The organism is Corallococcus exercitus (assembly GCF_003611585.1).
Classification (GTDB): Bacteria; Myxococcota; Myxococcia; order Myxococcales; family Myxococcaceae; genus Corallococcus; species Corallococcus exercitus.
The window spans coordinates 17653-29092 of sequence record NZ_RAVW01000073.1 but is presented as its reverse complement, the minus strand read 5'-3'; the positions used below and the strand labels follow the sequence as shown (position 1 = coordinate 29092).

The window sequence follows — 11440 nt, the reverse complement described above, 5'->3', positions numbered from 1 at the left end:
TGGGCGGGGGCGTGGGCGCGGGAGGGGCCACCGGAGGCTTCGTGACCGCCGTCTGGACCGTGCTGACGACCTGGCGGATGAGGGAGCTGATCAAGGGCGGACCTCCAGCGGGATGCGCTTGGGGCGCGAAGCATACACCAGGGCCGGCATCCCCCCTGGTGCACTGTCCGCCAGTGGAAGCCGCGCCACGCCCGGGCACGGCTTGCCGCCCCGGGCGCCTTCCCCAGATTGCCGCTCCGGGCACAAGGACCTGGAGCCCATGAACGCCTCGCCCCAGCCCCAGGACTCGCGTCGCGGGCTCCCGGCCATGTGGGGCCGGGCGCTCCTGCTGGGGTTGTTGCTCGCGGGCCTCGCGCTGCTCACGTCCTCGGAGGCGTTCCAGTCCCAGCTGCGCCGGGTCCTCGACGCGGCCGCGCCCGTCATCTCCGCGCATCCCTTCTGGGGCGCGGTGCTCTTCGTCCTGCTCTCCGCCCTGTCCGCGATGCTGGCCTTCTTCTCCAGCGCGCTGCTGCTGCCGGTGGCGCTCCAGGCCTGGGGAAAGGCGGTCTGCGTGCTGCTGCTCTGGGTGGGCTGGATGCTGGGCGGCGCGTGCGCCTACGGCATCGCCCGCGCCTGGGGCAGGCCCGTCATCCGCCGGCTCACCTCCGCCAGCCTGCTCGCCCGCTACGAGGAGCGCGTCTCCGGGCGCACGCCCTTCGGCGTGGTGCTCCTCTTCCAGCTCGCCGTCCCCTCCGAGATCCCGGGCTACGTGCTCGGGCTGGCGCGCTATGGGCTGCGCCGCTACCTGGCCGTGCTCGCCCTGGCGGAGCTCCCCTACGCGGTGGGCACCGTCTACCTGGGGGCCAGCGTCCTGGCGCGGCGCACGCCCGCGCTGCTGGGCCTGGGCGCGGCCGGCATCCTCGCCGGCGTGTTCGCCTTCCACCTGCTGCGCAAGCGGCTCGGCGCGCGGCCGCCGTCCGGCTGACGGCGGCGGCCCGGCGGGTGGACACACCTCCCGGCCGTGCTTCTCCTGAGCAAGGGGGGCACACCATGTACTTCGAGGACCGGGTGGACGCGGGCCGGCGGCTGATCATCAGCGGCAAGCGCGACGAGGAGAAGCGCGAGGAGGGCGAGCGCTACTTCACGTCATCAGACGGGACGGCGGAACCGTACTCCCCCTGAGCTCCGTCCGGGGAACCCTCCCGATGTCAGCTGCCCCATCGGCGCTGGCGCCGGAGGGGGGATTGCCGCAATCCCTCTCAAGGCGCAGCCTATGACGTCATGCAATTCCCAAAGCTGGCGCTGGCCTGTCTGTTGTTGATGTGGAGTCAGGTGGCCGGGGCGCACCCGTCGCGTCCGACCGTCTGGGCCGAGAGCGCGATGGTGAAGGTGCGCCCGGAGACGCCTCCCCGCTGCCAGCGCTCCATTTCGCTCACCGCCGCGCGCAACGAGTTCGTGTCCTTCCAGGTGGTGCTCCACGGCGGCACGACGGGCCTGCGGGGCGTGAGCGCCGCGCTGCCGGAGCTGCGCGTGGGCCGGTCGCGCATCCAGGGCGGGGACCTGCTGCTCTACCGGGAAGCGTTCCTGGACATCACGACCCCCACGCCGCCGGGGACGACGCCCGGGCGGTGGCCGGACGGCCTGGTGCCGGACGTGGACGAGGTCGTGGGCGAGAAGCGTCTGGCTTTTCCCTTCGACGTGCCCGCGGGCGAAGCCCGTGCCGTCTGGGTGGACGTGCACGTGCCGTCCAACGCGCGCCCCGGCAACTACCGGGGCACCGTGACGGTGAGGGGCGAAGGCTTCGTTTCGCGGGTGGAGGTGCGCCTCCAGGTGGTGGACGCCGTCCTGCCGAGCACCTCCTCCCTGCGCAGCGCCTTCCTGCTCTGGCCTCCCCACGTGTGCCGCGCCTTCACGGGAGATCCGGTGTGCCCCGTGGACACGCAGGTGCGGCTCTTGAAGCTGTTCCACCGGATGGCGCTGGAGCATCGCATCACGCTGGCGAGCGCCTTCCCCCGGGAGGTGAACCTGCCCACGTGGGACCTGCCGGACTACGACACGTTCAATGAGCGCTGGGGGCCGTTCCTCGACGGCACCGCCCCCAACCGGCTGCAAGGGGCGCGCATGACGGCCTTGCAGTACCTGGGGCCGGCCAACGGCGCGTCCCTGACGGAGTTCCAGACGGAGGCGGAAGCGCGCGGCTGGCTGTCGCGCTCCTTCGACTACGTGGGGGACGAGCCGCCCTATGGCACCAGCTGGGAGGCCGTGGCGGCCCGCGCGGAGCTCACCCGCACGGCGGCCCCGCTGCTGCGCACGCTGCTGACCAGCACCGTCACCGAACTGGAAGCCCACGGGCTCCTGGAGGAGATCGACATCATCACCGTGCTGGTGAACTTCATCGACGGAACCCAGCCGCCCTACGTGGGCGACCAGCGCCCCAAGTACGACGACTTCCTCGCCCAGCCCCGCCGCGAGCTGTGGCTCTACCAGAGCTGCGCCAGCCACGGCTGCGCGCCGGGTGAGCCGCCCCCGCCGGAGAACATCCCCGGCCAGGGCTGGCCCTCGTACATGGTGGACCGTTCGGCGGCCAAGGCGCGCGGCATGCAGTGGCTGGACTTCATCAACGGCGCCAGCGGCGAGCTGTACTACCAGACGGTGGGCCTGCTCTACACCGCGTGGACGACGCAGTTCCGCTTCAATGGCAATGGCGACGGCACGCTCTTCTACCCGGGGCTGCCCTCCATCATCGGCGGCACCACCGAGATCCCCCTGCCCTCGCTGCGCATGAAGCTCATCCGGCAGGGCATGCAGGACTACGAATGGCTGAAGCTGGTGAGCGACGCCGGCGACCCGGCGTACGCGCGCGCCGTGGCCCGGAAGCTCATCCCGCATGCCTGGGCGGTCCCCGACGACGGAGAGGCCTTCGACCGGGCGCGGCTGCTGCTCATCAAGCGCTACCGTCAGTTGTGCCGGGACCGCGTGTCGCCTCCCTGAGGAAGGCGAGCAGCAGCAGCTCCACCGCCACGCCCACGAACAGTAGCGGGTTGTCCCTCGGCCGCACGGAGAAGGTGGGCGCGCGCTCCGTGCGGCACAGATCGCCCCGCAGGAGTGGCCCCCGTCAGTGGGAGTAGCCGTCCGACAGCGTGCGCATGAAGGCGACGAGGGCCTGCTCCTCCTGGGGCGACAGGCCCAGGTTGCCCACGTCCTGCGTGTTGACGTTCAGCCCCACCTCCGGCAGGGGCCAGCAGTCCACGCCAGGAGCCCCCGACGCGCTCCCCAAGCAGGCCGGCAGCACGTCTCGCGTGTTGTAGAAGTGGACGACGGACTCCAGGCTCTTGAAGGAGCCGTTGTGCATATAGGCCTTGGTGAAGCCAGGGAACGGGCGCTTGTCCACGTTGCGCAAGGTGGGGACCTTGACCTTGCCCAGGTTGGCGCGCGCGAAGGGCGCGTAATCCTGGCGCGTCTGGAGGAAGCCTCCCAGGCCGGGGTCGATCCAGAAGGGGCCGTCCGGGTTGAACTGGAGCTGCCAGTACCAGGGATTGAGCAGGTTGCGCGGCACGCCCAGGTTTTCGAAGGTGTAGTCGGTGAAGAGCGGCGGCTCGCCGCCGGGGCCACGCTGGCTGGGGTGGCACTTGTCACAGTGGGCCTTGCCCACGAAGAGCTCCCGGCCCCACCGCTCCTGGGTTGAGAGCCGCGCGCGGCCCGCGAGGAAGGCATCGTACTTCGAGGAGAAGGCGTTCACCTCGCGAGAGGCCTCGTACGCGGCGATGGACCTCGCGATGTCGTCATACGCGCGCGGCACGTCGCCGCAGATGTTGGCGCCCCAGACCGCCCGGAAGAGATCGCCGTACGGGCCTCCGCAGACCTTGGCCACCACGGCGGCCTCGCTGGGGTTGTTCTGCTCCACGGGGTTGAGGAAGGGGCCCTGCGCCTGATCCGCTGCGGGATTGCCCAGCTCCTCGCCGGTAGCGCGGCCGTCCCAGAAGTTGCCGCCCACGAACGTGGCGTCACCAGGGGCCGTCCGGTGGAGGATGGGGGCCTGCGTGGCGTAGGCGGATGAGGGCGGCTTGCGGTTGCCGAAGCGCCCCCGCACGGCGCCTTCGTACACGGAGCCCGTGAGGTTGATGATCAGGCTGGGGCCCGTCCAGCCCACCTCGGGGCCGTGACAGACGGCACAGGGCTGGCCCATGGGCTCGGAGAGCCGGCGGTCGAAGAAGAGCAGCTTGCCGAGCCGCTCCACGGGCTTGAGCGCATTGGGCGCCGACGTGGCCTCTTCGCGCAACGTGGCCTCGAAGACGGCCGAGGCCTGGACGGCCTCCGGCGTCTCCTGTGCCTTCGCGTCACCTGCATCCCCGCTCACGGGCGGCTTCGATGGCAGCGTCCCGGGTGCCGGAGCGACCTCGCACGCCAGCGCCCCGCCCAGCGTCAGCAGAAGAGACAACCTGCACCATGACCGTGACCCATGCATGTCCAGCACCTCGGTTTGGGAGCGGCGGCCAGGGTGCTGTCTCGACCGGGCCCCGGCCATGGGCCGGGAGCGCAACCGTGTGTCGCATAGCGCGGAGCGGATGGCCCACCGGGATGGGGAAGCCGCCTGGCTCAGGGGGTATAGAGCTCGGAGGAGGTGGAGGTGTAGCTCCCGCCCACGACGAGCACCTTGCCATCGGGCAGCAGCGTCGCCGTGAATTCCCCAGGGGAGCGGGGCTCGATCATCGAGCCGGTCGGGCTCCAGGTCCCCGAAGCCGGGTCGTACCGCTCCGCCGTGGTCAGGGTGCCGCCCTGAGCGGGGCCCGTGACGAGCACCGTGCCATCGAGCAGCAGCGTCATCGGGCCGCGGAGGGGCTCGGCCGGGGAGCCCGTGAGGCTCCAGGTGCCCGAAGTGGGATCGTACAGCTGCGCTGCCCTCCCCTCCACGACGAGCACCTTGCCGTCGGGCAGCAGCGCGGCCCATTCGCTGGCCGGCGCGAGCAGGGAGCCCGTGAGACTCCAGGTCCCCGAAGCCGGGTCGTACAGCTCCACCGTGGCGAGGGGGCCGTCCAGGTTGCGCCCCCCCGCGACGAGCACCTTCCCGTTGGGAAGCAGTGTCGCCGAGCTCTCCCAATGAACCACCGCCAGGGAGCCCGTGGGACTCCAGGTCCCCGAAGCCGGGTCATAGAGCTCCGCTGTCATTTCGCTCTGAACGAGCACCTTGCCGTTGGGAAGGAGCGTCGCCGTGTGGCCGGCGCGGGGTTCCGTCATGGAGCCCGTCGCGCTCCAGGTGCCCGTGGCCGGGTCGTACAGCTCCGCCGTCGAAGTGGTCACGACCTGGCCCTGTCCTCCCGCGACGAGCACCTTGCCGTCGGGCAGCAGCGTCGCCGTGTGGCCGTAGCGACAGTCGAGCATGAACCCTGTCGCGCTCCAGGTATTCGAGGGCAGGTCATACAGCTCCGCCGCCGTGCCGCAGGTGTGTGCCTGCTCCTGACGTCCCCCGGCGACGAGCACCTTGCCGTCGGGCAGCAGCGTCGCCGTGCTGGCCAGGCGAAACGAGTCGAAGGCCCTGGGAGCCGTCAGCGCCCACGTCCCCGGCGTGGAGCAGGCCGGCAAGCCCGCCGCGGTGAAGCTCTCCGTGGCCGCGAGGCCAAAGGCATTCGTCACGGTGACGGTGATGGCCGGGGCCGCGACATCGAGACACGGAGGCGCCGTCCAGGTGATGCGGCTGTGCGTGGAGTCCCCGGTCGGCGTGCCGGGCGTGCCAGCGGTAGCCCCCCAGGAGAAGGTGAGCGCGGAGCCCTGCGGGTCGCTGGCGGCCACCTCGAAGGTGAGCACCTCTCCCGGGCTCGCCGTGTCCGAGGAGCGATAGGAGCGAAGGACGACGGGCGCCAGGGGATTGGACGGAGGCGTGGTGCTGACACACAGGGCGACGGTGCCCGTGTTGTGCCCTCCGCGTCCGTCCGACACGGAGACCGTCAGCCGGCAGTTGTTGCAGGCCGCGGCGGGCAGCAGCGAGGGCGTGAACCCAGCGGTGCTGGAGGACGCATCCGCCCAGGTGCCCGCGCACGAGGCGCTCCAGGCGTAGGTGAGGCTGTCTCCATCCAGGTCCGTGGCCAGCGCGGAGACGGTGGTCATCTGCCCCACGGCCAACCGCGTCGCCGTCGCCGTGATGGAGGACACCTGGGGAGAGCTGTTGAAGGAGATGGACAGCTCGGCCTCGCCCTCCCCTTCTGGCTGGACGTTGATGGACAGGGTGGCGCTGGAGGAAAGGCCACGGGAGTCCGTCACCGTCACCGTGACTTTCTGGATGCCGGTGGCGGCGGGCGCCACCCACACGGCGAAGCCGTCGGAGATCGAGGAGAACACGCCCGCCGTGGCGCTCCACGCGTAGCTGAGCGTGTCCCCCGCGTTCGGATCATGCGCGGCGGCCCACAGGAAGAGGGAGCGTCCCGCTGGCACGGTGGTCTTGGAGGCCACCAGGGAGTCGATGAGCGGCGCTTCGTTCTCGAACGGCGGCGGCGGGTTGAGCTGCTGGAGGGTGATGGCGACGAAGGCCGTCTGGTTCGCGGCGATGGTGACGCCGGAGGCGGAGCCCGCGAAGAGCAGCGTGCCGGAGGCGTCATAGGCCCGCGCCGCGAAGGCACGGCCGGTGCCCGCGGGGATGTTGCCGATGGTGCCGCCCCACATGCCGTCGGTCGGGGCCAGGTCCACCCACACGGTGCGGATGTCCGGCCCGCCCGAGGCGACCGCGACGCGGGCGATGTCGGATGAGAGGGATTGGGGCACGGACACGGCGAAGCGCGCGGTCCCGGTGTCCCCGGACGTGTCCCCGCAGCCGGCGAGCAGCGCCGCCGTGAGCGTCAGCATCAGGTGAATGAATGCTCTTTTCATGAAGCCCCCCCGTCGCGAACGTGATGCTCGCGAATCAACCGGAAGCGGATGGGCCTCGAGCGGGGCACGCTGGCAGCACCGATGAGTGCCCACCCTGCAAGCGATTGGGCATGGACTATCCAGGCGGAAGAACCGCGCTGGATATGACCTGAAGAGGTGGGCTGTCGTCCTCTACGGGACGAAGCCTTGCCCTGCCACTCGTGACGACACGCCCGTGCGACCTCCGCACGGGTGTCCGGGGTGTCTGGCATTGCCAACCCTCCTTTTTCGGCACCGCGTCCATCCCTGGCGCGGGCTCCGGTGGGCGGGAGGCGACGATGACAGGCATGAAGGCGTGGGCCATGGCGGTATGCGGCGTGGCGCTGGGCGCGGGCTGTGGCCAGGGCCCCGTGGAGCCCTCCGGGGTACAGGCCTCGGAGGAGTTGCCACCGGTGTCTTCGTTGGGAGGAAGAGCAGGACGTCGCGGGGCGGCGAGGAGGTGCGACGGACGACGCCAGAGGCCCGTGAAGGCCCCCCGTCGTCAGTCATAGGACGGCGCACCACCTGTCCGGCCCATGGGCGGCAATGCCTTCCATCCTGGATAATCGCCCCAATCGCAAGCAGGATGAGCCCTCTCGCGCGTCGCTCCAAGTCCTCTCATCCGCCGCGGTTGCTTCGCGGGCCTCACGCTCGCGGCGAGGGGGACGAACATGAAGAGAGCAGGCCTTCACCTGATGCTGACGCTCGCGGTGGCGCTGTTCGCGGGCTGTGGGGACACGTCCGGAGACACCGGGACCGCGCGATTCGCCGTGTCGGCGCCGCAATCCCTCTCATCCGACATCACCCGCGTTTCGGTCGCCTCGGGCGGGCCGGACATCCGCACCGTCTGGGTGGACCTGGCGCCCACGGATGGCGTGTGGGGCGGCACCATCGGCAACATCCCCGCCGGCACCGGCCGCGCCTTCGCCGCGCGGGCCTATGACGCCTCCGGCGCCCTGCTCTTCTCCGGCTCCGCCTCCGGCGTCTCCATCCTCGCGGACCAGACGACCCTGGTCGCCATCACCCTCCAGCAGCTCAACCCACCGCCGCCCTTCGACAACGAAGCGCCCCTCATCGACTACGTCGCGGCCAATCCCAGCACCGTGACGGCCGGAGGCACCGTCTCCCTGATCTCCTACGCGCATGACCCGAACCCGGAGGACACGCTCAGCTACTCCTGGAGCGCCACCGCGGGCACGTTCTCCTCGCCCTCCGAGCGCGACACCTCGTGGACGGCGCCCGCGACCCCCGGGATCCAGACGCTGGCGCTCACCGTGACGGACTCGCGCGGCCTGGCCTCCAGCGCGCTCTTGCGCGTCAACGTCCTGCCCCCAGGCGAGGGTGAGGCCGAGCTGTCCATCTCCTTCAACAGCGCGCCGGTGGTCAGCTCGCTCGACGCCGCGCCCACGCAACTCGTCGTCGGGCAGCCGACGTCGGTGTCCGTCACGGCGTCGGATCCGGACGGAGACGCGCTCTCCTATTCCTGGAGCGCGTCGTGCGCGGGCACCTGGACCGGTGCGTCCTCCGGCATCGCCCGATTCACGCCCTCGCTCGTGCCCGCGGAGGCCTGCAACAACTGCCGGCTGACGGTCTCCGTGTCCGACGGGCGCGGTGGACACAACACGGGCACCGTCGCCCTGTGCGTCGCCAGCACGCCTCCCCTCAACCCCCTGGAGCCCGTCATCCTGCGCTCCTACCGCTCCTCGGACACGGCGAGCCCGGGTCAGGTGCTCACGTATGAGGTGGCCGCCAGCGACCCGCAGGGCTCCGCGCTCACCTTCTCCTGGGACTCCAGTACCGGCACGACAGGCGCTCCGGCGCAGGTCGGCAACCACAGCCGCATCACCTGGACGGCGCCCGTGTGCATCCGTCCGGGCACGACTCCGTCCATCACCGTCACCGTGACGAATGCCTACGACCTCACGACCCCCCGGAGCTTCACGGTGGCGGGGCTGCCGGATTGCGCCCTCGCAGGCCGGTGGGCTCCCACCGGGCCCATGGCCGGCGGGCCCCGGTGGGGTCACACCGCGACGCTGTTGCCGGATGGCCGGGTGCTCATCGCGGGGGGAAGCGCCCAGAAATGGAGCTTCTTCCTCGACTCGACGGAGCTGTACGACCCGGTCACGAACACCTGGACCCCTGGCGCCCACATGAACGTGCGCCGCCTCTACCACACGGCGACGTTGCTGCGTGACGGCCGGGTCCTCGTCGCGGGAGGCGAAGGCTTCGAGTTCTATTCCGCGCGGGCGGAGCTCTACGACCCGGCCACGAACACCTGGACTCCGACGGGCTCCATGGCCCAGGGCCGCTCCAGGCACCTGGCGGCGCTGCTTCCCGACGGCAAGGTGCTCGTGGCGGGAGGCGAGGACATGAGCGGCGGCCTCACCTCCGCGGAGGTATACGACCCGGCCACGGGCACCTGGAGCCCGGCGGGCGCCATGGCCGCCCCCCACTCCTTCTCCGCGGCGGTGCTGCCCACGGGCAAGGTGCTCACCACGGGAGAAGCCGATGCCGAGGTGTATGACCCGGCCACGAGGAGCTGGAGCCCCACCGGTCCTCCGCTCGCGCCCCTCGGTGTCTGGCCGGTGGTGCTGCCCACGGGCAAGGTGCTCGACGTGAGAGGCAGGGCGGCGCAGTTGTATGACCCCGACCTGAACACCTGGAGCCTGACGGCCATGCCGCTCGAGCCCAGTGGCGGCCCGGCGGTGCGGCTGCTCGACGGCAGGGCGTTTGTCGTGAGCTGGGTGGCGGAGCTCTACGAAGCGGGCTCGGGCACGTGGAGCATGGCTCCATCGCCAGCCATCCTTCGTACCGGGTACACGGTGACGGCGCTGCTCGACGGCAGGGCGCTCGTCGCTGGCACCCCCCCCAACACCGAAACGGACGAGGAGTCGGCGGAGGTCTTCACGCCATGAGACGCCCACTCCTCTGCTCAAGCGGTCATCGGGCAAGGTGCTGCCGCATCCGGGGGACGTGAGTGCCGCGCTGAGCACCGCGAAGGAGCGGGTGGTCGCCGGGGTGCGCGAGCGGCTGGCCGTCTCTCGCGCTCACCCGTGAGCAGCCGCGCCATGCTTCCGGGCCGCTTGGCAGCCCGAGGACCGCACGCACCTTGGCGGGCACCATGCTCCCCTCCTTCCCCTCCCTCCGGACGGCCCGCGCGATCGGGTTGTCATTGTTCGCGATGGCTTTCGTGATGGCGCTCGCGTGCCAGGGCTCCGCGCCCGAAGAGGCGCTGGAGGAGAAGTCGCGCCTCGTCCTGGAGCCCGGGCAGCTCGTCGTCTCGATCACCTTCGATGATGCGAGGGCCAGTCAGGTCAACGCGGCGCTCCTGCTGGAGGCGCGCGGCCTGCGCGGGACCTTCTTCGTCAGCAGCGGGCGGCTCGGCATCCCAGGCTACCTGACGGTCGATCAGATCCGGCGGTTCCAGGCCGCCGGCCATGAGGTGGGCGGCCACACGGTGTCGCATGTCCAGCTCCCCACGCTGGACGTGGACTCGCAGCGGCGCCAGGTGTGTGACGACCGCGTCGCCCTGATCAACGCGGGGCTGCGGGTGACGTCGTTCGCCTACCCGTCCGGAGCCCGGGACGCGACCACCGAGCAGGTCGTCATCGACTGCAACTACAACTCCGCGCGGGAGTCTGGCGGCCTGCGGACGCCGGACAGCTGCTCGGGTTGTCCGTACGCGGAGACCGTTCCGCCGCAGGACGCCTTCGCCATCCGCAACCACGGCTCCATCCAAAGAACCCAGACGCTGGCGGACCTGCAGGGGCTGGTGCTGCGCGCCGAGTCCGCCGGAGGTGGCTGGGTGCCCATCGCGTTCCACGAGATCTGCCCGGGGCCATGCCCCACGTCCGAGACCTACGGCATCAACGTGTCCACCTTCACGGCCTTCCTGGACTGGCTCGCGGCGCGCGCCTCGCGAGGCACCTTCGTGCGCACGGTGGATCAGGTCATCGGTGGCGCGGTGAAGCCGCCCGTCAACGGGCCGCCACTGCCCGACGCGGGCACGCCTCCTCCCACGCAGCTGCTGAGGAATCCGTCCCTGGAAACCGACAGCAACGCAGACGGGACGCCGGACTGCTGGCAGCGCGGCGGCTACGGCGCCAACGCCTTCACGTGGACGCGGACCTCGGACGCGCATTCGGGGAGCTGGGCCCAGCGCTTGAGCCTCACCAGCTACTCCAGCGGAGACCGCAAGCTCCTCTCGCTGGAGGACCTTGGAGCGTGCGCGCCGTCGCTCACCACGGGCCACCGCTACAGGGTGTCCGCCTGGTACAAGGCCACCGCCGCGCCCCTGTTCAAGGCGTACTACCGCAACGGCTCGGGCGGCTGGGTGTGGTGGGCCCAGAGCGCCCTGCTGCCCACGCGCGGCACCTACGGCTACGCCGAGTGGACGACGCCCGCCGCGCCCTCCGCGGGCCTGGGGTTGAGCGTGGGGCTGGCCCTGGAGCGCGTGGGCACGCTGACGATGGATGACTTCAGGCTCGAGGACCTGGGCCCCAGCCCCTTCGCCCCGCTCGAGCCCGAACCGCCGCCGGCTCAATGAAGAATGTAAACGTTACAAGCTGGTTTAAATCGGGCACCC

At 71.0% G+C, this 11440-nt stretch carries 7 protein-coding genes; 5 read left to right on the top strand and 2 right to left on the bottom strand.

The genetic code is table 11. The features are described 5' to 3' along the window. The first annotated feature begins 259 nt into the window (after positions 1 to 259). The 3 genes from D7W79_RS12130 (at position 260) to D7W79_RS12125 (ending at position 2970) form a co-directional block, all read left to right on the top strand. The gene (locus D7W79_RS12130; protein WP_244221726.1) at positions 260 to 964 is read left to right on the top strand and encodes a TVP38/TMEM64 family protein; all 705 of its coding nucleotides are present in this window, start codon (positions 260 to 262) and stop codon (positions 962 to 964) included. A 65-nt stretch (positions 965 to 1029) separates the two neighbouring features. Then, a complete protein-coding gene (locus tag D7W79_RS45740; protein ID WP_272491381.1) occupies positions 1030 to 1161 on the top strand; it encodes a hypothetical protein in 132 nt (43 codons plus the stop codon). A 99-nt stretch (positions 1162 to 1260) separates the two neighbouring features. Continuing rightward, positions 1261 to 2970 (top strand): DUF4091 domain-containing protein, encoded by a 1710-nt coding sequence (locus tag D7W79_RS12125; protein ID WP_244221725.1) that lies wholly within the window; start codon positions 1261 to 1263, stop codon positions 2968 to 2970. Between the two features lie 124 nt (positions 2971 to 3094). Here D7W79_RS12125 and D7W79_RS12120 read toward each other — a convergent pair whose 3' ends face one another. Both D7W79_RS12120 and D7W79_RS12115 read right to left on the bottom strand, forming a co-directional pair. Beyond that, positions 3095 to 4417 carry a cytochrome-c peroxidase gene (locus D7W79_RS12120; protein ID WP_244221724.1) on the bottom strand — a complete coding sequence of 441 codons (1323 nt, stop codon included), beginning with the start codon at positions 4415 to 4417 and terminating at the stop codon, positions 3095 to 3097. Positions 4418 to 4575: 158 nt separating this feature from the next. After that, positions 4576 to 6837, bottom strand: a complete 2262-nt coding sequence (locus D7W79_RS12115; RefSeq protein ID WP_120525526.1) for a Kelch repeat-containing protein — start codon at positions 6835 to 6837, stop codon at positions 4576 to 4578. A 689-nt stretch (positions 6838 to 7526) separates the two neighbouring features. Between D7W79_RS12115 and D7W79_RS12110 the strand changes: the two genes are divergently transcribed. Together D7W79_RS12110 and D7W79_RS12105 are read left to right on the top strand one after the other, a co-directional pair. Continuing rightward, complete coding sequence (locus D7W79_RS12110; protein ID WP_120525525.1) at positions 7527 to 9770, top strand: Kelch repeat-containing protein; 2244 nt, start codon at positions 7527 to 7529, stop codon at positions 9768 to 9770. Between the two features lie 266 nt (positions 9771 to 10036). After that, positions 10037 to 11401: a polysaccharide deacetylase family protein gene (locus tag D7W79_RS12105; protein WP_208729709.1), complete on the top strand. Its 1365-nt coding sequence runs from the start codon at positions 10037 to 10039 to the stop codon at positions 11399 to 11401. Positions 11402 to 11440: the final 39 nt, after the last annotated feature.

Bases quoted from the DNA above. Each gene is read 5' to 3' on its own strand.
- D7W79_RS12115 (WP_120525526.1), bottom strand. From the start codon at position 6,837: ATGAAAAGAGCATTCATTCACCTGATGCTGACGCTCACGGCGGCGCTG.
- D7W79_RS12110 (WP_120525525.1), top strand. From the start codon at position 7,527: ATGAAGAGAGCAGGCCTTCACCTGATGCTGACGCTCGCGGTGGCGCTG.
- D7W79_RS12105 (WP_208729709.1), top strand. From the start codon at position 10,037: ATGGCTTTCGTGATGGCGCTCGCGTGCCAGGGCTCCGCGCCCGAAGAG.
- D7W79_RS12125 (WP_244221725.1), top strand. From the start codon at position 1,261: ATGCAATTCCCAAAGCTGGCGCTGGCCTGTCTGTTGTTGATGTGGAGT.
- D7W79_RS12130 (WP_244221726.1), top strand. From the start codon at position 260: ATGAACGCCTCGCCCCAGCCCCAGGACTCGCGTCGCGGGCTCCCGGCC.
- D7W79_RS45740 (WP_272491381.1), top strand. From the start codon at position 1,030: ATGTACTTCGAGGACCGGGTGGACGCGGGCCGGCGGCTGATCATCAGC.